Annotated in this window: 13 protein-coding genes; 12 read left to right on the top strand and 1 reads right to left on the bottom strand. The window is 35.2% G+C overall.

The genetic code is table 11. The features are described 5' to 3' along the window. The first annotated feature begins 109 nt into the window (after positions 1 to 109). The 5 genes from CDH49_RS04135 to CDH49_RS04155 all read left to right on the top strand — a co-directional run bounded on the left by CDH49_RS04135 (position 110) and on the right by CDH49_RS04155 (position 9,059). Positions 110 to 1,426 carry a sugar porter family MFS transporter gene (locus CDH49_RS04135; protein ID WP_100614120.1) on the top strand — a complete coding sequence of 439 codons (1,317 nt, stop codon included), beginning with the start codon at positions 110 to 112 and terminating at the stop codon, positions 1,424 to 1,426. A gap of 10 nt (positions 1,427 to 1,436) precedes the next feature. Continuing rightward, positions 1,437 to 3,053 (top strand): glycoside hydrolase family 32 protein, encoded by a 1,617-nt coding sequence (locus CDH49_RS04140; RefSeq protein WP_100614121.1) that lies wholly within the window; start codon positions 1,437 to 1,439, stop codon positions 3,051 to 3,053. A gap of 11 nt (positions 3,054 to 3,064) precedes the next feature. Beyond that, the gene (locus CDH49_RS04145; protein WP_100614122.1) at positions 3,065 to 6,220 is read left to right on the top strand and encodes a SusC/RagA family TonB-linked outer membrane protein; all 3,156 of its coding nucleotides are present in this window, start codon (positions 3,065 to 3,067) and stop codon (positions 6,218 to 6,220) included. 12 nt (positions 6,221 to 6,232) lie between these two features. After that, complete coding sequence (locus CDH49_RS04150) at positions 6,233 to 7,981, top strand: RagB/SusD family nutrient uptake outer membrane protein (RefSeq protein WP_100614123.1); 1,749 nt, start codon at positions 6,233 to 6,235, stop codon at positions 7,979 to 7,981. Between the two features lie 187 nt (positions 7,982 to 8,168). Continuing rightward, positions 8,169 to 9,059 carry a carbohydrate kinase family protein gene (locus tag CDH49_RS04155; RefSeq protein ID WP_100614124.1) on the top strand — a complete coding sequence of 297 codons (891 nt, stop codon included), beginning with the start codon at positions 8,169 to 8,171 and terminating at the stop codon, positions 9,057 to 9,059. A gap of 141 nt (positions 9,060 to 9,200) precedes the next feature. On the opposite strand, the gene CDH49_RS04160 is transcribed toward CDH49_RS04155, so the two are convergent. After that, positions 9,201 to 11,018: a hypothetical protein gene (locus CDH49_RS04160; protein WP_239970569.1), complete on the bottom strand. Its 1,818-nt coding sequence runs from the start codon at positions 11,016 to 11,018 to the stop codon at positions 9,201 to 9,203. Positions 11,019 to 11,381: 363 nt separating this feature from the next. Here CDH49_RS04160 and CDH49_RS04165 point away from each other — a divergent pair, with 363 nt between their 5' ends. From CDH49_RS04165 to CDH49_RS04195, 7 genes are all read left to right on the top strand, one after another. Next, entirely contained in the window at positions 11,382 to 13,679 is a 2,298-nt protein-coding gene (locus CDH49_RS04165) for an NADP-dependent malic enzyme (protein ID WP_100614125.1), read from the top strand. A gap of 48 nt (positions 13,680 to 13,727) precedes the next feature. Continuing rightward, positions 13,728 to 14,309 (top strand): Holliday junction branch migration protein RuvA, encoded by a 582-nt coding sequence (gene ruvA / locus CDH49_RS04170; RefSeq protein WP_100614126.1) that lies wholly within the window; start codon positions 13,728 to 13,730, stop codon positions 14,307 to 14,309. A gap of 5 nt (positions 14,310 to 14,314) precedes the next feature. Next, positions 14,315 to 21,511, top strand: a complete 7,197-nt coding sequence (gene sov, locus CDH49_RS04175; protein WP_100614127.1) for a T9SS outer membrane translocon Sov/SprA — start codon at positions 14,315 to 14,317, stop codon at positions 21,509 to 21,511. A gap of 67 nt (positions 21,512 to 21,578) precedes the next feature. Next, positions 21,579 to 21,959, top strand: a complete 381-nt coding sequence (gene gcvH, locus CDH49_RS04180) for a glycine cleavage system protein GcvH (RefSeq protein ID WP_100614128.1) — start codon at positions 21,579 to 21,581, stop codon at positions 21,957 to 21,959. Positions 21,960 to 22,041: 82 nt separating this feature from the next. Further along, positions 22,042 to 22,329, top strand: coding sequence for a VanZ family protein (locus CDH49_RS04185; RefSeq protein WP_100614129.1), 288 nt, complete (start codon positions 22,042 to 22,044; stop codon positions 22,327 to 22,329). Positions 22,330 to 22,390: 61 nt separating this feature from the next. Next, positions 22,391 to 23,110, top strand: coding sequence for an energy transducer TonB (locus tag CDH49_RS04190; RefSeq protein ID WP_100614130.1), 720 nt, complete (start codon positions 22,391 to 22,393; stop codon positions 23,108 to 23,110). Positions 23,111 to 23,223: 113 nt separating this feature from the next. Then, a complete protein-coding gene (locus tag CDH49_RS04195) occupies positions 23,224 to 24,006 on the top strand; it encodes an energy transducer TonB (RefSeq protein ID WP_100614131.1) in 783 nt (260 codons plus the stop codon). The last annotated feature ends 78 nt before the right edge of the window (positions 24,007 to 24,084 follow it).

Consider the following 24,084-nt stretch of genomic DNA (forward strand, 5'->3'; position numbering starts at 1 on the left):
ATAATTTTTAACGATTCCTTAACAATTTCAGAATGTTTTGATACATATCTGAAATATGGCATCAGTCTTTAAAAGTATCTTGTGAACACTAAACTAAATACACCACGCAATGAACAGAAAGATATTAATCTGGTCTATTACTGCAGCACTTGCAGGTTTCTTATTTGGGTTTGACACCGTAGTTATCTCGGGCGCTGAAAAAAAACTACAACTGTTATGGGGTTCTTCCGATGTTTTCCATGGCATAGTTGTAATAGGTATGGCATTATGGGGTACCGTTGTAGGAGCCTTTTTTGGTGGAATTCCCACTAATAGAATAGGACGCAAAAATACCTTGATATGGATAGGCGTATTGTATACCATATCCGCAATAGGATCTGCTTTGGCCAATGACCCCATAACATTTGCGGCCTTTAGGTTTATTGGAGGACTGGGCGTAGGCGCATCAACCATTGCGGCACCAGCATATATTTCAGAAATAGCTCCCGCTAAAGACCGGGGTAAACTGGTAGGTCTATACCAGTTCAATATTGTACTCGGTATTCTTGTTGCATTTTTATCCAACTACCTATTAAATAATATTGGAGACAACGCATGGCGTTGGATGCTAGGCGTTGAAGCATTTCCTGCCGCTATTTACACCCTATTTGCATTAACAATTCCAAAAAGCCCAAGATGGTTGCTTACTAAGTTTAGAAACAGTGAAGCAAAGAGCGTCCTTCAAATCATCAATCCAGATCAAGACCCAGAAAAACTGATGTTAGAGATAAAGGATGAGATGGATAATACAGTGCCCAACGAGAACATTTTTTTAAAGAAGTATAGGTTTCCGTTAATCTTAGCATTCTTAATAGCTTTTTTTAATCAGTTGTCTGGAATCAATGCATTGCTTTATTATGCACCCAGAATTTTAACGGAAGCAGGTCTTGAAGAAAGTTCCGCACTTTTAAGCAGTATAGGGGTAGGGGTTACCAACTTGATATTTACACTTTTAGGTATTTTTTTAATAGATAGATTAGGAAGGAAACAATTGATGTTTATCTGTTCTATTGGTTACATTATATCTTTATCATTGGTCTCAATGGCATTTTTCTTTCATTGGGAAGGTAATTTTGTCCCCATCTTTTTGTTCATGTTCATAGCGGCACATGCCATTGGCCAGGGTACCGTAATTTGGGTGTTTATTTCAGAAATATTCCCTAATCATTTAAGGGGCTCTGGGCAATCATTTGGCAGTTCGGTCCATTGGGTTTTAGCCGCCATAGTGCCTTCTTTGGTTCCCGTTTTGTTTTCTACAATAGGCGCAGGCATGGTTTTTCTATTCTTTGCCTTTATGATGGGGCTCCAATTGCTGTTTGTGATTTTTATGATGCCAGAAACCAAAGGTATATCCTTAGAAGTGTTAAGTAAAAAACTAATTAAATAAGATAAATAAAATGAAAACCTTAAGAAAAACGAGTCTAGTTTCAATGCTTATAGCTTTATCCTTTCTGATTGGTTGCAAGGATAAAGTCCAAAGCAATCAAGATGTTGATGAATCTGTAAATGTATCTTATACGGAAGAAGACCTATACCGTCCGAGCCTTCATTTTACTCCTAAAGAGGCATGGATGAATGATCCTAATGGTATGTTTTACTATAACGGTTATTACCATTTATATTTTCAACATTACCCTGATGGAAATGTTTGGGGACCCATGCATTGGGGGCATGCTATTAGTACAGATATGGTCACTTGGAAAGAAATGCCCATAGCCATATTCCCAGATGAAAAAGGCTATATTTTTTCGGGAAGTGCCGTGGTAGATGTTAACAATACCTCAGGATTTGGTAAAGGTGGGGGACAACCTATAATTGCCATGTTTACTTACCATGATGTGGAGGGAGAAAAAGCAGGTAAAACAAATTATCAATCTCAGGCCATAGCATACTCCTTAGATGAAGGTCAAACCTTTACCAAATATTCTGGTAATCCGGTCATTAAAAACCCAGACATTAAAGATTTTAGAGACCCAAAAATTGTTTGGGATTCCATACACGAAAAATGGCTCATGGTATTGGCGGCTGGTCAAAAAATTATGTTCTATAGTTCATCAAACTTAAAAGATTGGAAATTGGAATCCGATTTTGGAGATGGTATAGGTGCACATGGAGGTGTTTGGGAATGTCCGGATTTTTTTCCAATGGTAGTTCAAGGAACAGATGAAATAAAATGGGTGTTGTTGGTTAGTATCAATCCAGGTGGCCCAAATGGAGGTAGCGCTACTCAATATTTTGTGGGCGATTTTGATGGTAAACAATTTACAATTGACCCATCATTTGAAAAAGATTTAAATAGTTCTGAACACAAATCGATATGGATTGATTACGGAAGAGATAATTATGCGGGAGTAACTTGGGCAAATATACCAGATACCGATGGCAGAAAACTATTCATGGGATGGATGTCTAATTGGCATTATGCACAAGATGTTCCCACCGAAACATGGAGAAGTGCCATGACGGTTGCAAGAGAAGTTGAACTTAAAAAAAATGAGACTGGTTATAGATTGTTATCTAAACCAATAAAAGAACTAACCAATTATAGAAGCACAAAATATAAAAAGGAAAATGTTGCTATTAAAGGTGATACAAAAATTATAGCTTCTGATGATATTGATTTAGCAAGCGCTGAAGTAAATTTTAATATTTCAGATTTAAAAGATAAAGGCTTCACTTTTAAACTCACCAATAAAGAAGGCGACACTTTAGCTTTTGGATATAATAACAGCGATGAAAGCTTTTTTGTAGACAGAAGGAAATCCGGCAAAACAGATTTTTCCGAAAAGTTTGCTAGCCATGTTTCCAAGGCTAAAAGAACTTCATTAAATCCAGATTTAACGGGAACCATTATTCTCGATAAAACATCCATAGAGCTATTTTTTGACAATGGCGAAACAGTCATGACAGAAATATTTTTCCCGAACTCACCATTCGATAAACTAAGTATTGAACCTAATGACCAAGAATTTGTTCTTGGCAACATTGAAATCCACAAACTAAATATTAACTAAATTGATTTATTATGAAATTAAAAAAACTTTTATTTCTGCCCGTATTTGCTTTCATAAGCATCTGGGCACAAGCACAGGTAAGTGGTACTGTTACCTCCCAAGAAGATGGGATGCCTTTACCCGGTGTGTCGGTAATCGTATCGGGAACAACTCAAGGTACCGCTACAGATTTTGATGGAAATTATGTGCTTGAAAATGTTGATGAAAATGCAACATTAGTTTTTAGTTACGTAGGTTTCCAAACGCAACTAATAGAAATTAGTGGACGTTCTGTAATAAACGTTGTGATGTTAGTAGATGCTGCAGCACTAGATGAAATTATTGTTACCGGATATTCCAGAGAAAGAAAAGTAGACGTAACGGGGGCAATTACGGTTGTAGAGTTAGGTCCAGCTGAAGGTGCTACTTTAAGTTCAGGTAGTGCTATACAAGGATTACAAGGTCGGGTGCCAGGGTTGTTTATTGAAAAGAGTGGAGACCCAACAGGAACTAGTAATAGAATTTTAATTCGTGGAGCCACAACTTTGGGTAACAACGATCCGCTTTATGTAATAGACGGCGTACCAACTGTAAGACAAGAGGTTTTTTCGAGTATAAATCCTAGTGCCATAGAATCTGTTCAAGTATTAAAAGATGCTTCTGCTTCCTCATTGTATGGAGCACGAGCAGGCAATGGTGTTATTATTGTCACTACAAAAAATAGTGCAAAAGCAGCAGGAGGAGAAAAATTTAATGTCGCTATAAATTCCAACGTGTCAATGCTATCAGAGAAAAAACAGCGCTATGATATGTTAAATGCACAACAAAGAGGTCAAGCCATTTGGCAAGCATCAGTTAACGATGGAGCAGATCCTAATGCGGGTTATGGAGAGATTTATAATTTTGATTGGAATGGCGATTTTAATAATCCAGTCTTAAATAGTGTTTCCGTTCAACCTTTTGTGGGTGGCGATTCAACTGTGCCCGTTGGAGACACCGATTGGCAAGATGAACTTTATCAAACAGGCTATGTTTCTAATAATGAAATCTCAATTTCTGGTGGTACCGATAATTCATTTCATTTATTAAATATCGGGCATTTAAAAAATACAGGTATTTTAAAATTCACAGGATATGAAAGGATTACAGCAAAATTAAATTCTAATTTTAATTTATTTGATAATAGACTGAGAATAGGTGTAAATACACAATTTTCAACTTCCGATGAAACGTTAGCATCTCGAGATGTTGGTAGTGCGCCTACCCCAGGTCTGGGCATTACTTTGGCACCTACTATACCAGTATATGATGCTAATGGAAATTATGCAGGGCCATTAGGAGCCGGTTACTCTGATAGAAATAATCCAGTTTTGATGCAGGATTTAAATAAGTGGGACAATACGGATAGAACAAACATCTTTGGTAATATCTATGCAGAGTTTGACATCATTGAAAACTTAACGTTTAGAACAAGTTTAGGTCTTGATTTCGGCGATTATAAAAAAAGAGATATTGAGCGAAGAGTCAGCAATGGGTTTATAACACGAGGTGATAATAGACTTATAGAAAACACTAATAAATTTACAAGTTTTGTATTTACTAATACATTGAACTATCAATTAGAACTTGGTGATGACCATAAAATAGGTGTTTTATTAGGTGCAGAATCAATAAAAGATGATTTTGCAAGTGTTAATGCCTCAGCAAATACTTTTGCAGTGGAAACAGAATCTTTTTTCCAGTTAAATGCTGCAACAGGGGCACGTACAAATAGTGGGTCATCAACCGGAAGTAGATTGTTGTCACAGTTTGGTAAATTAAACTATGCATTTCAAGACAGGTATTTAGCATCTTTAACACTACGTAGAGATGGGTCATCAAGATTTGGTGCAGATAATAGATATGGGATTTTTCCAGCGGTTACAGTTGGTTGGAGAATTGATAATGAAGAGTTTTGGAAAGATAATGATATTGTAAGCTCATTAAAATTTAGAGCGGGTTACGGAGAAGTAGGTAACCAATCAATTGGAGATGTAGCTCGTTTTGGTTTATTTGAATCTAGATATGGACCAAACCAAAATCAATTCGTTCCAGACTTTTTTAATATCTATTATAATGTAGGAACTGCTTATGATTTGTCTGGTATCAATACAGGTAACTTACCTTCTGGCTTTGTTTCTATACAGGCAGCAAATTCGGCATTAAAATGGGAAACCACAAAGGAATTGAATCTTGGTGTTGATTTTACGTTATTTAATAATAATGTGGTAGGGTCTTTTGATTATTTTACGAGAGAAACTAGTGATATCTTAACAACGCCACCAATTGCATCAGTAGTTGGTGAAGGGCAACAAAGAGTATTAAATGGAGCCACAACAGAAACCAAAGGTTGGGAATTATCTTTAGGATATTCTAAAACGTTCAATAACGGTCTGTCCATGACGGTATCTACTAATTTCGGCGCTTTTAAAGACGAGATTACTCAATTACCAGAAGAGGTAGTATCATCTTATCCTGGTACTGTAGATAATTCTATTATTGGTCATTCTCAATTCTCAATTTTCGGTTATAGAACAGCAGGGTTATTTCAAAGTCAAGCAGATATCGATGCAAGTCCCACACAAATTGCTGCTAGACCTGGAGGTTTAAAATTCCAAGATTTAGATGGTAATGGTAGCATAGGTCCAGAAGATAGAGACTTTTTAGGAACAACGTTGCCAGACTTAGAGTATGGTATTCGTATTGATTTAAACTACAAGAACTTTGATCTTTCTGTATTTGGGTCAGGGGTAGCTGGAAGAATAGGACAAGACCCTTACATATTCTGGAATAATTTTGTACAAGGTAGAGAGAATGCTGGACTTGGCGTGTTAGATGCATGGACCCCTAACAACACAGGGTCTTCAATTCCATCTTTGTCATTAGCGTTTAATGATTTAAGGACTTCCGATTATTTATTCAGAAAAAATTCTTATTTCAAAATTAGAAACTTACAATTAGGTTATTCGTTCCCCGAAGAAATGATAAGCAAATGGGCTGGAATGACAGGATTGAGACTTTACTTTCAAGGTGAAAACTTATTTTGGTTTACACCAAAAGATTATATAGGTGCAGACCCAGAGCGAACTAATGTAGATAATATTCCTGTTCCAACAACACTGTCACTTGGGCTAAACATAAACTTTTAAAAATTGAAAAACATGAAAAATATAAAAACATTTTTATTTGGAATTATGGCAGCGTTTGTTGTTGTAAGTTGTTCCAAAGATTTTTTAGAATACGAACCAGAAGGGGTATTGTCTAATGAAAACGTGGCAACTGCAGAAAATGCTGAAGCACTTGTGGTAGCTGCTTATGCTGGTATTGCTAACGATGAAATGGTTGGTCCATTAACGCATATGTGGGTATTTGGAAGTGTACGATCTGATGACGCCTATAAAGGTGGTGGTGGTCGCGGAGACGTTGATATTATTGATCGTTACGAACAATACAACTTAACTATTGCAGACGATCCATCAGACTGGATGGGGCCAAGAACTTGGACAAACTATTACAAAGCCATATCTAGAGCTAATTTTGCATTATCAGTAATCAATGAGATTCCTGATGCAGATTATGCAGACAAAACTTTAAGACAAGCTGAACTACGTTTTTTAAGAGCACATTCTCATTTCATACTTAAATTGTTATTCAAAAAAATACCTTACATAACCGAAGGTTTGTCTCAAGAAGAACTTTTACAAATTTCGAATGATGTTGAGAATGATGCTTTATGGAATACCATTGCTGATGATTTCTTATTTGCATACAACAATTTACCACAAGCTCAAGATCAAGTTGGTAGAGCCGATAAAAATGCAGCAGCAGCTTATTTAGCCAAGTTGCGTTTGTATCAAGCTTATGAGCAAAACGATACACATCAGGTAACTAATATCAATGCAATAAGATTACAAGAAGTGATTGATTATGCCGATGACGTTACAGGAGCTTTAGAAGCAGACTATGGAAATAATTTTTTAGATGGATTTGATAATGGTTCAGAATCTATTTGGGCTGCACAGTTTTCAATAAACGACGGAACAGTAGTAAGTAGGGTAAGTTTTGTTACAGGATTAAATTCGCCTCACGGAACTGGGTTATATGGTTGCTGTGGTTTTCACTTAGCGAGTCATAATATGGTAAATGCATTCAAAACCGATATTATTACTGGGTTGCCTTTATTAGATACGTTTAATAATAGCAATATTTTTAATGTTGTTGATGGCAATGGTGAAACACCTTTAGCGCCTGGAATTACTTTAGATCCAAGAATTGATCATACCGTTGGAATACCTGGTCGTCCGTTTAAATACCGAAATACAGTAAATACATCAGGAGATATGATTTACAATTTCACTTGGGCAAGAGACCCAGGGGTGTATGGTTATTTTGGGAATATGAAAGAGCAACAAGCACCAGATTGTTCATGCTACGTAAAAGAAGGCCCCTTTGTAGGCACTTCTAAAAATGTTGATTTTATACGTTATGCCGATGTGTTATTGTTTAAAGCAGAAGCATTAATTCAATTAAATCAAGTTGATGCTGGTGTCACAATTATTAATCAAATTAGAACACGTGCAGCAGCAAGTACTCAAAGACAAATTGATGCAGGGGCTTCAAATGTATATAATGTTGGGATGTACCCCATGGGAATGTCTAAAGCAGATGCGTTTAAAGCGTTAATGTTTGAAAGAAGATTGGAGTTTGGTATGGAAGGACCAAGATTCTTTGATTTAGTAAGATGGGGCATGGCAGAGCCTGTACTTAATGCATATTTGTCAGTTGAAAAAACAAGAAAAGATTTTCTTGCTAATGCTCAGTTTACTGCAGGACGCGATGAGTATTACCCAATTCCACAAAGAGAGATTGATTTTACAGGAGGCTTATATAAGCAAAACCCTGGATATTAATTTTAATTATAAAATTTTTTTAGTTTTTTGAGTTGGTTTTTTTTAAATTAAGAGGGTGTTTAATTAAACACCCTCTTAAACTTTCAAATGAAACACCCAAGAGGATAGTATTCGCACATACGAGAATGATTGTTAAGGGTGTTCTATCTGTCAATTAAAAACAAGAATAATAAACAGATGAAATAATATGTCTAAAATAACGTGTTTTGGAGAAGTGTTGTGGGATGTATTTCCTACTCATAAAAAAATAGGTGGAGCGCCTTTAAATGTTGCTAATAGATTGCAAGCATTAGGGAATAATGTTACAATGATTAGCGCTATAGGTCAAGGTAAAAGTGGCGCTGAATTGCTTCAATATATTAAGGATGTAGGCATTGATGCCAGTTGTATTCAAGTACATAATGAGTACAAAACAGGTAAAGTAAAAGTCATGCTGAATGAAAAAGGGTCAGCTTCTTATGATATTAAATATCCAAGGGCTTGGGATAAAATAAGGTTAACAGAAATAAACAAAGCCGCTGTTAAAAATTCGGATGCTTTTGTTTTTGGAAGCCTTGCAGCAAGGGACGAAAGTTCCAGAGGCACATTGTACAAGCTCATAGAACTTGCCAAATACAAAATTTTTGACCTTAATTTAAGGTCGCCATACTACACTAAAGAGGTGTTGGTTCATTTAATGAACAACGCAGATTTTATAAAATTCAATGATGATGAACTTTATGAAGTGAGCAAGGTAATGGGGTCTAAGTATAATTCATTAGAGCAAAACTTAATGTACATTTCTAACAAAACAAATACGAAACATATTTGTGTGACTAAAGGACACCACGGAGCGGTGTTATTATACAATGATAAACTTTATTACAATAGTGGCTTTTTAATAAAAGTAATTGATACTGTAGGTGCTGGTGATTCTTTTTTAGGTGCTTTAATAAGTCAACTGCTTAATAAGGTGAACCCCCAAGAGGCCATAGATTTTGCTTGTGCCGTTGGGGCAATGGTCGCTCAAAATGAAGGAGCTAATCCTGTGTTGTTAAAGTCGGATATTGATGCATTTATAAATCCATATCAAGTATAAAGTTATTAAAAATAAAATTCGCTAATAATTTATAGTGGTTTTTTGCTTGGTTCAATAGAAAAACCAAACATCATCATCAAATACTCAAAATAGACTTCAGAGATTAAAAAGAAACATCAATTTTGTTAAAAAAATAGTATTTTATCTATACCACAGGGTGCTTGGTTTTCCCACTTCTATTTGTTGAAAGCCAAAATCATTACTTTCGAAAGCATTCGTCTTGAATACACCCCCACTGGCGTTAGGTGTTACTGGGTAATAGGATAGAGATAGTTGAAAGGAACTGAAAACCAAATAATCATTTCTAATAATAAATCCAACGCCAATTGCAGAGTAAAGTTTACTATCAAAAAGAGATTCATCGGCGTCACCTAAAATTCCTCCAGTAATATTTAAATACGGATTTAATCTAAACCCTAAAATATTCCAAGGAGAATAGAACTGAGTTTGAAATGACAAAATGGCTTTTTGAGTGCCATAAATATTGGCATTGAAGCCGGGAATGCCAGATCTTGTATAGTTTTTAAATTCATTTCGGTCATAGCCATAGGCATAGTAGTTTTCATTTAAATTCAGGCGATCTGCAATTGTGTTTTTTCGATTATAACCTAAAAGTATTTGAGGTTTTATAAATTGTCTCATCTTCCATTTACTTCCTAAAGAAATAAGGTTTGTAAAATAATTTAGCTCCAAAGACAAAGCGGTTTGTTCCTTTTTATTATCGCTTATAAAAGTTCCGTAGCCTAAATTAGCATTAAAGTAACCCCATTTAAAATAATCGGCAAATGCTATAGTACCTCCAACATAATAGCGATTTACATCATTTTTTATTTGATAACCAGGTGTAAATGAAATAGCAAAACCAATGGGAACATCTTCAATAATACCATCTCTAAAAATATAATAATCTTCAACAAATTGCCTTGATGCCAATCCAATAGTTCCTAAATAAAACTGCTCTTTTGAAAAGAAATTGATGGAGTCGAATGCCATTTCGGGCGATTCTTTATAAGCAACATTGGCAAATCGAAACGAGGTGATGAGGTTTGTGGTACGTCCTTCAAGTGAATTATTTGCTAAAATTTTAAAAGCGTGCCCTATCCATAAATCTTGTGTTTGAAACTTAAATGTTTTATTTTGTAAAAAATTTTGAAAATCTGGTAGTGAATCTAATTTAACTTGTTTGTCTAAATAAATCCCACCAGCCCATCGCGTTAATGGGGAAATAAAACTTCTATCTATGCTTAAGATTTTTTTTAAATCCCCCTCTAAAGTTTCTTCATAAATTAATCTGGTATTTATGTAGGTGTTTTTAATATTTGGAATGACATATTCTATCCTGTGCGCCGTGCTTTTATCTTCGAATTTCTGATCAAATCTATTATTAAATTCATGGCCCAAGCCAAAAAAATTGCGTTGCTCTAATGCTATATTCATTTTAGACGTTGAAATTGATCCTTTTGGAATCAAACTCCAAGAGTCTAGCACTCGAACTGTAACATCCACCGAATCTGTTTCAGTTCCTACTCTATCTATATCTATTTTTACACTTCTAATAAACTTTTGTGAGCGCAACAAACGTTTTGATTCAGAAATTTTGAAAGTGTCGAGCGATGCACCTTGTTTAAAAAGTAATAAATTCCGAATAGCAAATTCCTTAGATTTGAGATGGAGGTGGTTGCCCGTTCTCTCAAGCCAATTATGGGGTGTTTTATTGGTGTCGTCTATTGAATAACCAAAAGGATCCAAGGTTTCTATAAAAATATTTCTGATAGGTTTTCCTTGAAAAGGGTCATATGTTTGTGTAGCAACTTTTTTTCGGTTGTTTTTTGTTTTGTCGTTGGTAGATCTAAAAATTAATTCATGAAGGGCTCTTGTAAACTTACGTCGTTTGGAATAATCCTCAATTTTTTTATATACTTCCGTTGAATCATTACCAGATGTTTGTCTTTGAGCCATAATAACATTGCTAAGCAGACATAAAGCAATCGAGAGAAAGATTTTTTTTAAATTCATTTATTAAATAAACTAGGGGTGTCTCCAAAAAAAATCAAATATAGATATTTAGTTAGTGATGTTACATTTTAGAATTAAAGTGTTTAATAAATATGAGATTTCCACACAATTTTAATCTTTGTTTAATATATTAATAAATCCTAATAAAGAAACTCAGAAAGAAACATCAATTTCTTGAAAGAATAGCGGTTTAAAGTATAGGATTATTATATTTGTCACTTAAACGATATCCTTATAGTACATACACTCAAGGATTGTTTAACAGCTAAGTTTCTCAATTTTGACAACCACTATAACTAAAACCCTATGAGCAAAGAAAGTAAACGCAGAGAAGCGCTTATATACCACGCAAAACCAACTCCAGGAAAAATTCAAGTTGTACCAACAAAAAAATATGCAACCCAAAGAGATTTGTCCTTGGCATATTCTCCAGGTGTTGCCGAACCGTGTTTGGAAATAGCAAAAAATGTAAAAAACGTTTATAAATACACGGCTAAAGGGAATTTGGTTGCTGTTATTTCAAATGGAACAGCCGTTTTAGGTTTAGGCAATATAGGTCCAGAAGCATCAAAACCTGTTATGGAAGGTAAAGGGTTGCTTTTTAAAATTTTTGCAGACATAGATGTATTCGATATAGAAGTCAACACAGAGAATGTTGAAGAATTTATTCAAACCGTAAAAATGATTGCTCCCACTTTTGGAGGCATAAATTTAGAAGATATTAAAGCACCTGAGGCTTTTGAAATTGAAAGACGCTTAAAAGAAGAACTGGATATTCCAGTCATGCACGATGATCAACACGGAACGGCTATCATATCGGCAGCCGCTTTGATAAATGCTTTGGAAATTACAAAAAAGAAAATCGGAGACGTAAAAATCGTCATCAGTGGCGCTGGAGCCGCTGCTATTTCCTGTTCTCGTTTATATCAAGCTTGTGGAGCAAAACGCGAAAACATGGTCATGCTTGATAGTAAAGGCGTTATAAGAAATGATAGGGAAAATTTATCGAGTGAAAAAGCTGAATTTTCCACCCATCGAAAAATTGATACTTTGGATGAGGCCATGGTTGATGCCGATGTTTTTATTGGCTTATCAACTGCAAATATTGTTAGCCCACAAATGTTATTGTCCATGGCTAAAAATCCAATTGTATTTGCCATGTCAAATCCTAATCCAGAAATAGAATACCAACTTGCTGTAGATACAAGAAAGGATATTATTATGGCAACCGGTCGTTCAGACCATCCTAACCAAGTAAATAATGTATTAGGATTTCCTTTTATTTTTAGAGGAGCCTTAGATGTTCGTGCGACAAAAATTAATGAAGCCATGAAAATGGCCGCTGTTAAAGCTTTGGCAAAATTGGCTAAAGAACCCGTTCCTGAGCAGGTTAATATTGCCTATGGCGAAACTAGGTTAACATTTGGTAAAGACTACATTATTCCAAAACCGTTCGATCCTCGTTTAATTGCCGAAGTGCCTCCAGCCGTAGCCAAGGCTGCTATGGAAAGTGGTGTTGCTACGCATCCTATTGAAAACTGGGAAAAATATAAAGATGAATTATTGGAACGATTGGGGTCTGATAATAAAATGATTAGATTACTTACCAACAGAGCTAAAATGGATCCTAAGCGTGTGGTGTATGCGGAAGCAGATCATTTGGATGTTTTGAAGGCAGCCCAAATTGCATATGATGAAGGTATTGCTATCCCCATATTACTAGGTAGAAGGGAAACGATTCAAAAGTTAATGGCTGAAATCGAATTTGATGCAGATATTCAAATCATCGATCCAAAATCTGATGAAGAAGAAGCCCGAAAAAATAAGTATGCCAAAGTGTATTGGGAGCAAAGAAAACGTAAAGGTGTTACACTTTATTCAGCGCAGCGAATCATGCGAGAACGTAATTACTTTGCGGCGATGATGGTTAATGAGGGAGATGCCGATGCCATTATTTCTGGATACTCACTTAGTTATCCATCGGTTGTAAAACCTATGATGGAGTTAATTGGTTTGGCAAAAGGAGCAAAAAGAGTTGCCACAACAAATATCATGATGACACAACGCGGTCCATTATTTTTAAGTGATACCTCTATCAATATTGATCCCCCTGCTGAAGATTTGGTTAAAATTGCTCAAATGACAGCAAGAATTGTACGAATGTTTGGTCTGGAGCCTGTTATGGCCATGACGACATTTTCCAATTTTGGGTCATCTCCAAGTCCTAGAACAACAAAAGTTCGGGATGCCGTAGCCATTCTACATGAAACCAATCCAGAATTATTGGTAGATGGAGAATTGCAAATCGATTTCGCCTTAAATAGCGATATGCTTGAAAAATCATTCCCGTTTTCAAAATTAGTAGGTCAAAAAGTAAATACCCTTATTTTTCCAAATTTAGAATCGGCAAACATTACGTATAAACTTCTTAAAGAATTGAATAAAGCTGAATCGATTGGCCCTATAATGATGGGTATGCGTAAGCCAGTTCACATTTTACAATTAGGGGCTAGTGTAGATGAGATTGTTAATATGACTGCAATCTCTGTTATAGATGCGCAGCAGAAAGAAAAATGGGAAAAAGAAAAGGGAAATGTAAAATAAACAAGAGTAAATAAATTCATTACATTTGGCAGGATAACCTAAAGTTAAATGATAACTCATATTCAAGGAAAATTAGTTGAGAAAACCCCAACAGATGTTGTAATAGAATGTAATGGCGTTGGATATGCCATCAATATATCATTACATACATACTCTCAAATACCTGATAAAGAATATTTAAAATTATACACACATTTACAAATTAAAGAAGATTCCCATACGTTGTATGGGTTTTCTTCGTTATCGGAAAGGGATATTTTTAGGTTATTGATTTCTGTTAACGGTATTGGAGCCAATATTGCAAGAACCATGCTTTCATCTTTAACCCCTATACAAATAAAAGAGGGTATTGCAAAAGAAGATGTTGTATTGATACAATCCATAAAAGGCATTGGCACCAAGACGGCACAACGGGTTATCATTGACTTGAAAGATAAAATCTTAAAGATTTATGATATGGATGAAGTTTTGGTTTCCAAAGACAATACCAATAAAAATGAAGCGTTATCTGCATTGGAGGTGCTTGGTTTTGTTAAAAAGCAAGCAGAGCGTGTTGTGGATAAAATTCTGATATTGCAACCAGATGCCAATGTGGAAACCATTATAAAACAGGCCTTAAAAAATTTATAATAGATTTGAATACAACTAATGATATTTTTTATAGAATAATTAAAAAATACTTTGTTTTAGTTTTTGTTCTTTTATTCTCTCTCATGGCTCGGGCCCAAGAACCCGAACAGGATTCCATAATATCTGGCTTTAATTTAGGCAACATTAAAACACCAAACCCTAATAGTATTGAGTCTAAATACACGTATGACCCTATTACTGATAGGTATATTTATACCGAAAAAATTGGAACTTACAATATAAACTACCCCATTATCTTAACACCTAAAGAATATCAGGATTTGGTGGCTAGGGAAAATTTAAAATCCTATTACAAAGAAAAAATTGATGCTTTTGATGGTAAAAAGAGTGGGGCAAAAGATGGCCAAAAAAACTTATTGCCAGATTTTTTTAAAGGAGATTTTTTTAGGTCCATTTTTGGTAGTGATTCCATTCAAGTAGTACCGCAAGGATCAGTAGAAATGGATATGGGTATTCTTTTTTCTAGACAAGACAACCCATCTTTTTCACCTAGAAATCGGAGTAATTTCACGTTTGATTTTGACCAACGTATTAGTCTGAGTTTACTTGGGAAAGTTGGAACGAGACTTCAAGTAAGTGCTCAGTATGATACACAATCCACGTTTGATTTCCAAAATCTTATCAAATTAGAATATACGCCAACCGAAGACGACATCATTCAAAAAATAGAAGTAGGTAATGTTAGCATGCCTTTAAACAGTTCCTTAATAACAGGTGCGCAAAGTTTATTTGGTGTTAAGACTCAATTACAATTTGGAAAAACAACTGTTACGGGTGTTTTTTCTGAACAAAAATCACAGGCAACATCAGTAGTGGCTCAAGGTGGTGGAACTGTTGAGGATTTTGAATTGTTTGTCAGGGATTATGATGAGAATAGGCACTTTTATTTGTCTCAATATTTTAGGGATACCTATGACCAATCATTACAAACCTATCCTTTTTTGAATAATAGAGGAGTACAAATCACAAGAATAGAAGTTTGGATTACTAATCGTAGCAATAGAACCGAGAACGTTAGAAATATTGTAGCCCTTCAAGATCTTGGGGAAAATGAAAAAATTGGTAATGCTGGCGTTGCTGTTTTTGCTGGACCCGGTGCTTTTCCAAATAATCAAAATAATGGGTTAGACCCAACTAATATTGGTGGAGCAGGCTCGCAGTTAACAAATGCCATTAGAGATATTGCTAGTGTGCAGTCTGGTATATTAGTTCCAAATTCACGAGAAGGTTTTGATTATGCCAAATTGGAAAATGCCCGAAAATTAGTTGAAGGTCAAGAATATATCCTAAATAAAGATTTAGGATATGTCTCTTTAAATCAACGCCTAAATAATGATGAGGTTTTGGCAGTAGCATTTCAGTATACTGTGGGAGGCCAAGTGTATCAAGTAGGTGAATTTGCCAATGATGGTGTAGATGCCACCAGCGTTACTACGAATGGTTCTGGACAAGTTACTAATGTTGTAAATTCAAACCTTGTTTTAAAAATGCTAAAAAGTAGTATTACAAACGTCACTCAACCAGTATGGGATTTGATGATGAAAAACATTTATGATACTGGGGCTTATAACTTAAGTCAAGATGATTTTAAACTGAACATTTTTTATACCGAAGCATCTCCTTTAAACTATATCACACCAGTTGGTTCAACACCGTTTCCTACCCCTATTGGTAACGATAAACCAATTCAGGAATCTCCCTTGCTAAGGATTTTCAATTTGGATAAATTAAATTTTAACAACGATCCACAAACGAATGGCGATGGGTTTTTTGACTTTGTTCCCGGGATAACGGTTTTGACACAAAATGGGAAAATTATTTTCCCAAATGCAGAGCCTTTTGGGGAATATTTGTTCAATAGATTATCAAATAATGTGGCAGAAGATTACGATGATCCTGGATCATACAACGAAAACCAAGCCAAGTATGTGTATGATGTACTTTATAAAAGTACCAAGACCGCCGCTTTAGAAGCAATTGAAAAAAACAAGTTTCAAATAAAAGGAAGGTATAAATCAACAGGAGGTGATGGTATTTCCATTGGGGCTTTTAATGTGCCAAGAGGTTCTGTAAAAGTAACTGCTGGTGGTCGTGTTTTGGTTGAAGGTGTTGATTATGTGGTCAATTATGAATTAGGGCGCGTACAAATACTAGATGAAGCTTTAAAAGCATCCAATACGCCTATTAATATTTCTACGGAAAACAATGCAGTGTTTGGTCAACAAACCAGAAGATTTACGGGTCTTAATATTGAACATAAATTCAATGAAAATTTTGTTTTAGGTGGTACACTTTTAAACCTAAACGAACGCCCCATAACTCAAAAAGCTAATTATGGCACCGAGCCCATTAATAATACCATCTTTGGAATTAATGGAAATTACGCCACTAAAGTGCCATTTTTAACCCGTTTGGTAAATATGTTGCCTAATATAGATACCGATGTGGAATCTAATTTGTCATTAAGAGGCGAGTTTGCTTATTTGGCACCGGGAGCTCCCAAAGGAACCAATCTTAATGGCGAAGCTACCTCGTATGTTGATGATTTTGAAGGGACTCAAAATGCCATCGATTTAAAATCACAGTTATCATGGTTTTTATCCAGTCGGCCTTTAGATTTAACTGGGTCGCCGGGTGATGATAATAATGGTATTCAAAATGGTTACGGTCGAGCCATGTTAAACTGGTACACCATCGATCCTATTTTTTACACCGGCCAAAAACCTAATGGTATATCAGATGACGATCTATCCAGTTTATATACCAGCCGGGTTTTTATAAATGAGCTCTTTCCAGACAGAGAATTGGTGCAAGGTCAGAATTCGGTATTATTCACTTTAGATTTAGCGTATTATCCAACCGAAAGAGGTCCTTATAATTTTGATCCAAATACGGTTAACGACTTTATAAGCAATCCTACAGAATCTTGGGCGGGTATTACACGACAATTAACATCAACCGATTTAGAACAGGCTAATGTTGAGTATATTGAATTTTGGTTGCAAGACCCATTTCAGGAAAACCCAACAAATCCCGGAGGTAAATTGGTTTTTAACTTAGGAAATATATCAGAGGACATTATTAAAGATGGTCGTAAATTATATGAAAACGGTTTGCCAAAAAATGGCGATGTCAGTTTATTGCCTCCTACAGCCTGGGGTACTGTTGTGCCCCAAAATCAATCATTAGTGTATGCGTTTGATAGTACAGGAGAGGAGCGAGCCAATCAGGATGTTGGGTATGATGGTTACAGCGATGCCGAAGAGATTGCCGTATTTGGCGCTGAGTTTGGTCCAGACCCATCAAAAGATAATTATACCTACTTTTTAAACACAGATGGCAATATTTTCGATAGGTACAAAGGATTTAATGGTGTAGAAGGTAATACCCCAGACTCCTTTAGTAATACAGACAGAGGAGCCAACACCCAACCCGATGTTGAAGATATTAATCGGGATAATACCATGAACACGATTGATAGTTATTTTGAGTATGAACTTGATATTACTAGGCAAAATTTACCAGAAGATCAATTGGGGTTTGATAATATGCCCGATACGAATCCTTTAAAAGAATTTTTAAGGGATTATAAAGAAAGACCTCGTGAACTTGCTAATGGGGATAGTCAAAATGTGAGATGGTATCTACTTAGAGTTCCGGTTCAAGGAAGCCACGTGACTGCTGTGGGTGGTATTACTGATTTAAGATCGGTACGTTTTGCCCGTATGTTTCTTAAAGAATTTTCAGAAACCACCATATTTCGTTTTGGAACTTTAGATTTAGTAAGAAGTGATTGGAGACGTTATACTCAGCCTTTAGATAGAAATGATGCCACACCAGAAGATGTACAAACCGATTTTTCGGTAGGTGTTATTGGTACGCTTGAAAATGAAGGAAGTTATAGTAGTCCTCCAGGAATTGAACCAGAACAACTTTTTAATAATAATACGGTCATACCACAAAATGAACAATCACTAGTGGTTAATGTTTGTAATTTAGAATCCGAAGATTCCAGAGGGGTGTTTAAAAACATTAGTATTGACATGCGTCAATTTAACCGCTTAAGAATGTTTTTACATGCTGAGCAAGGTGATTCAGGATCTTTAACAGATAATGATTTAGTTGGTTTCATAAGAATGGGTAACGATTTAACCCAGAATTTTTACCAAATAGAGATTCCTTTACAAGTATCTACATCTAATTCAAGAGCAGGTCTTTGGCCAGAAGACAACGAGATTAATTTGGCTCTAAAACTTTTAGGTCAAATTAAATCCAATGGCATTTCAGATGGAACGTTAACAAATGAAGACCCAACTTTTTATGATGTTGTAAATGGTGAATTAGTTGCTGTAGTAGATCCGTTTTCTGGCTATATTGCCGGACAGCATCGTATAGGTATAAAAGGAAATCCAAATTTTGGTGATATTAGGACCCTTATGGTTGGGGTTAAAAATGCAACTAGCAGTGATGATATTTGTGGAGAAATTTGGTTTAATGAACTTCGCTTATCCGATATGGAAAACGAAGGAGGTTGGGCCGCTGTAGTAAGTATGGACAGCAATTTCGCAGATTTTATGAATGTTAGTGCTACAGCAAGACAAAGCACCTCTGGTTTTGGTAGTTTGGACCAAGGGCCAAGTCAGCGAAGCCTTGAAGACGTCAAGCAATACGATGTGGTTGCCAATGTAAACGCAGGGCAGTTATTGCCAAAAAAATGGGGGATCCAAATCCCTTTTAATTATGGACAAAGTGAAGAACTCTTTACGCCAAAATATGACAAGTTTTATCAAGATTTAACCTTGCAATCTAGATTAAATGCTGCCAATTCTGGTGATGAAAGGGAAACTATAAGACAGCAATCTGAAGATTATACTAAACGGCAAAGCATTAATTTTATAGGCATAAGAAAAACAAGGACAACCGATGCCACACCTCGTTTTTATGATGTTGAGAATTTAACCTTAAACTATTCTTATAACGATGTGGAGCATCGTGATTTTGAAATTGAAAATTCCGAAAACAAAACAGTGAGGGTTGGTGCTAATTATGCTTTTAACTTTAATCCAATCACCATTGAGCCTTTTAAAAAGAATGATTCCTTGTTTACTGGAAAGTACTGGAAAATACTAAAGGATTTCAATGTGAATTTACTGCCAACAAGTTTTACCATCAATACAGATATTAACAGGCAATTCAATAAACAAAAATTTAGGGATATCGATCTTGGTGGAGGCAATATTGGCATAGAAGAGTTATTCCGAAGAAATTACACCTTCGATTTTCAATACACTATTAATTATGCTCTAACTAATTCTTTACAATTGAACTTTACGGCAGCTAACAATAATATAGTACGTAATTATTTTAAAGATGATATTCTTAATGGAGAACAAGACCCCAATTTGGATGTTTGGGATGGTTTTCTGGATTTTGGAGACCCCAATAGACAATACCAAAGGTTAGGTCTTACTTACAAATTGCCACTTGATAAAATACCGACTTTAAGTTTTGTTAACGCAACTTATGATTATGGTGGCGATTTTCAATGGCAAAAAGGCTCCGATTTATTTGGTAATTTGGAACTCGATGGCGCGACCTATGATTTAGGTAATAATATTCAAAATGCCAATACGCATAGGCTTAATTCGTCGCTCGACATGAACAAGCTTTATAGATATGTTGGGTTGGTTAAAAAACCTATTTCGCGAGCTAGTACTACAAATACCAGTAGAGGCGGGCCTCCTGGTGTAGGACAAAATAATCCTGTTCAAGCAAATACAAAAAGCCAAGGAACTACTAAAGTATTAAATGCAGGTGTGGATATATTAACCAGCATAAAAAGAATTCAATTTAATTATACAGAAAACAATGGAACTTTTCTACCAGGCTATCTACAAACCCCTGGTTTTATAGGGACCCTTAAACCAACTTTAGGATATACGTTTGGTAGCCAAAGCGATATTAGATATTTAGCAGCCAGTCGTGGTTGGTTAACGTTGTATCCAGAATTTAACCAACAGTATACAGAAACACATACCAAACAATTGGATGTTTCTGCAAGTCTACAGCCCGTAACTGATTTACAAATAGATGTAATAGGTAACAGAATGTATTACGAAAACTATACTGAAAATTTTAGGGTTAATAATAATGGAGGAGATTTACAGTACGAATCGTTGACTCCAAATACGTTTGGGAATTTTAATATTTCAACGCTTTTAATTAAGACGGCATTTGGTGTAAGTGATGAAAATGTTTCGGATGCATTTAATGATTTTAGAGAAAACCGCCTTATAATTGCCAGAAGATTGGCTTCTGAAAGGGGCGCAGATGTTAATGATGTGGACGCAGATGGCTATCCCAATGGGTTTGGTAAAAATAGTCAAGCCGTATTATTGCCGGCTTTTTTGGCAGCTTATACAGGCCAAGATGCTAGTAAAGTAAAATTGGGAGCATTTAGGAATGTGCCTATTCCTAATTGGGATTTAAAATACACTGGCTTTATGAAGTTCGCTTGGTTTAAAAAGAATTTCAGGCGTTTTTCAGTAAACCATGGCTATCGTTCTACGTATACCATTAATCAATTTAGGTCTAATTTAGATTTTAATGGTATCGATTATGGCTTGGATTATGCATCGCAACCAAATGACGATTTAGACCAATCTGGGAATTTTAAAAACCAAATCTTATACAGCAACATCAATTTAGCAGAAATGTTTAGCCCGCTTATTAGAATAGATATGGAAATGCAAAACTCTATTAAGATTTTGGCTGAAATTAAAAAGGATAGATTGTTATCACTCAGTTTCGATAATAATTTGTTGACTGAAATTCAAGGAAATGAATATATTTTAGGATTGGGCTATAGGATAAAAGATTTGCGTATCCGCTCAAATTTAGCAGGGCCAAGCCAACGTATAGTGAGCGACTTAAATATGAAGGCAGATATTTCCATCAGGGATAATAAAACCATCATCAGGTATTTGGATTTAGAAAATAATCAAATAACCTCCGGACAAACTATTTGGATGTTAAAATACTCGGCGGATTATGCGTTTAGTAAGAATCTAACAGCCTTGTTTTATTTTGATTATTCGTTTTCAGAATATGCCATTTCAACAGCATTTCCACAAACAACCATCCGCTCTGGATTTACGCTGAGATATAATTTCGGAAATTAAAAATATATCTGTTTGAATTTAAAGTTCGAATAGATACATTTGCCCATATTTAACTTAAAACAATTACATGAATATTCCATCAGAATTAAAATATACAAAAGACCACGAGTGGGTTAAAATTGAAGGCGATATTGCCATTGTTGGCATTACGGATTTTGCGCAAAGTGAATTGGGCGATATTGTATATGTTGAGGTTGAAACCTTGGATGAAACACTTGCTGCTGACGAAATTTTTGGAACGGTTGAGGCCGTAAAAACGGTTTCAGATTTGTTTTTGCCCCTATCAGGTGACATTATTGAATTTAATAATGCCTTAGAAGATGAACCTGAAAAGGTTAATAAGGATCCTTATGGTGATGGTTGGATGATAAAAATAAAATATTCCAACCTTAGTGAAATAGATGGTTTATTGTCTTCTGAAGAATACAAAAATCTTATTGGTGCTTAAAAAGTATCTATTTTTAATAACGATTCTTTACTCTTTAGCATTGGTGTTGGTTTGTTTATTGCCAATTAAAAACTTGCCAAGCATGGGAGTGTCATTTAGCGACAAACTCTTTCACTCATTAACATATGCTATTTTAGCTTTTTTATGGTTTAATACATTTTTTTTCCAATTCAAAAAAAATAAAAAAGTAGCCATCATCTATGCGTCTATCATAGCAATTATTTTTGGTATAATTATTGAGGTATTACAAGGAGCGTTTACAGCAACAAGACAAGCTGATGTGTTTGATGTGCTAGCAAATTCCTTGGGAGTATTATTCACTGTATCTTTATTATTGTTAAAAAATAGAAATACAGTTAAAAAATTATAAATGCTTGCAATTTTGATAAATAAATAGTTATTTTACCATCCTTACAAAAACAGTTTAAATTATGGAACCTAAAAAAAATCCTAAAGCTAATGTTGGACGTAACAGTTCACTTTACTTTGCAATTGGTTTAATGCTTATGTTATTTTTAACCAATTATGCCATTAATTATAAAACCTATGATAAATCTAATATCGATATAGGTCAATTAAATTTAGATGATGAATTAGATGAAGAAATTCCAATAACAGAACAATTAGTAACGCCACCACCACCACCACCACCACCAGCTCCTACAGAAGTTATTGAGGTTGTTGAGGATGAGGAAGAGGTTGAGGAAACTATAATTCAATCAACTGAAACTAGTCAAACAGAGAAAATTGTTGAAGTGCAACAAATTGTAATGGAACAAGTAGAGGAAGAGACTGAGGTGCCATTTGCCGTTATTGAGAATGTTCCGACTTTCCCAGGTTGTGAAAAAGGTGATAATAATGCTAAGAGAAAATGTATGTCTGAGAAGATACAAGAATTTGTTGGAAAAAAATTCAATACAGACTTGGCAAGTGACTTAGGATTATCTGGAAGACAACGTATCACTGTTATGTTTAAAATTGATAAAACAGGTGCCGTAACTGGTGTTCAGTCTAGAGCTCCACATCCAGGTTTGGAAAAAGAAGCTGCTAGGGTTATCAATTTATTGCCAAAAATGTTACCAGGAAAACAACGTGGTAAAGCTGTTACAGTTCCATATTCATTGCCCATCGTTTTTGTAGTTCAAGAGTAAATTTTTAAATTTTACCTAATATAAAATCCCGTTACAAAATTTTGTAACGGGATTTCTTTTTTGGTATGCTTATTGTGATTTTATCATAATATTAACATTTAAATTATTACATTATGAAAACTCCAAAAAAGACTCTAGACCTCATTCGGCAAAATGGGAAGGTCGAGAAAAAATCACAAAAGCATGATGCAAATTTACAAAAAAACTCTGTTCTGTTTTTTCAGGTAGGGTTAATTGTATGCTTACTAGCAGCCTATGGCTTGCTTGAAATGAAGTTTGATTATAATGAACCAAAGGTTGTTGATTTAGTTCCTCCAGATAATCCAGAGGAGTTTGTTATTGATATTTCGTTCGTACCTGAAATTCCTAAAAAATTGGAGCCTTTGCAGAAAAAAAAGGTTAGTAAATCTCTAGAACCGGAGGCTTTGCCTGATGATGTTCCAATAACACCTTTTGATGATTTTGTTGATCCTCTGGTTACAAATAGACCAATTTCACCTGATGATGTAAAAGGTGTTGATGTGCCAGAAGATATTCTAATACCTATAGATTTTATAGAACAAGTACCAATATATCCAGGCTGTGAAAAAGAAGAAAGCAATGATGCTAAACGCAAATGTATGTCCGAAAAAATAACCAAATTGGTACAAAAGCAGTTTGACACTAATTTAGCCCATGGGTTAGGTTTAACAGGAAAACAAATTATTAGAACCCATTTTAAAATTGATAAAACGGGGCATGTGTCAGATATTCAAGTACAAGCTTTTCATCCAAAATTAAAGGAAGAAGCAGAACGCGTAATCAATAAAATTCCCGAAATGACCCCAGGAAGACAACAAAATAAAAATGTGGGTGTTATTTATTCCCTACCAATTGTGTTTCAAGTTCAAAATTAATAATGTAGAATTTTATTATTAAAACCGTTATCATAACAGTGATAGCGGTTTTTTAATGGCGTGTTATTAAAAATATAC

Source organism: Confluentibacter citreus, from assembly GCF_002807055.1.
GTDB lineage: Bacteria > Bacteroidota > Bacteroidia > Flavobacteriales > Flavobacteriaceae > Confluentibacter > Confluentibacter citreus.

What these genes read in the sequence shown, in the direction of transcription:
- gcvH (WP_100614128.1), top strand. Translation starts at nt 21,579, where the DNA reads ATGAATATTCCATCAGAATTAAAATATACAAAAGACCACGAGTGGGTT.
- CDH49_RS04140 (WP_100614121.1), top strand. Translation starts at nt 1,437, where the DNA reads ATGAAAACCTTAAGAAAAACGAGTCTAGTTTCAATGCTTATAGCTTTA.
- ruvA (WP_100614126.1), top strand. Translation starts at nt 13,728, where the DNA reads ATGATAACTCATATTCAAGGAAAATTAGTTGAGAAAACCCCAACAGAT.
- CDH49_RS04155 (WP_100614124.1), top strand. Translation starts at nt 8,169, where the DNA reads ATGTCTAAAATAACGTGTTTTGGAGAAGTGTTGTGGGATGTATTTCCT.
- CDH49_RS04195 (WP_100614131.1), top strand. Translation starts at nt 23,224, where the DNA reads ATGAAAACTCCAAAAAAGACTCTAGACCTCATTCGGCAAAATGGGAAG.
- CDH49_RS04145 (WP_100614122.1), top strand. Translation starts at nt 3,065, where the DNA reads ATGAAATTAAAAAAACTTTTATTTCTGCCCGTATTTGCTTTCATAAGC.
- CDH49_RS04185 (WP_100614129.1), top strand. Translation starts at nt 22,042, where the DNA reads ATGGGAGTGTCATTTAGCGACAAACTCTTTCACTCATTAACATATGCT.
- CDH49_RS04160 (WP_239970569.1), bottom strand. Translation starts at nt 11,018, where the DNA reads ATGGCTCAAAGACAAACATCTGGTAATGATTCAACGGAAGTATATAAA.
- CDH49_RS04135 (WP_100614120.1), top strand. Translation starts at nt 110, where the DNA reads ATGAACAGAAAGATATTAATCTGGTCTATTACTGCAGCACTTGCAGGT.
- CDH49_RS04165 (WP_100614125.1), top strand. Translation starts at nt 11,382, where the DNA reads ATGAGCAAAGAAAGTAAACGCAGAGAAGCGCTTATATACCACGCAAAA.
- CDH49_RS04190 (WP_100614130.1), top strand. Translation starts at nt 22,391, where the DNA reads ATGGAACCTAAAAAAAATCCTAAAGCTAATGTTGGACGTAACAGTTCA.
- CDH49_RS04150 (WP_100614123.1), top strand. Translation starts at nt 6,233, where the DNA reads ATGAAAAATATAAAAACATTTTTATTTGGAATTATGGCAGCGTTTGTT.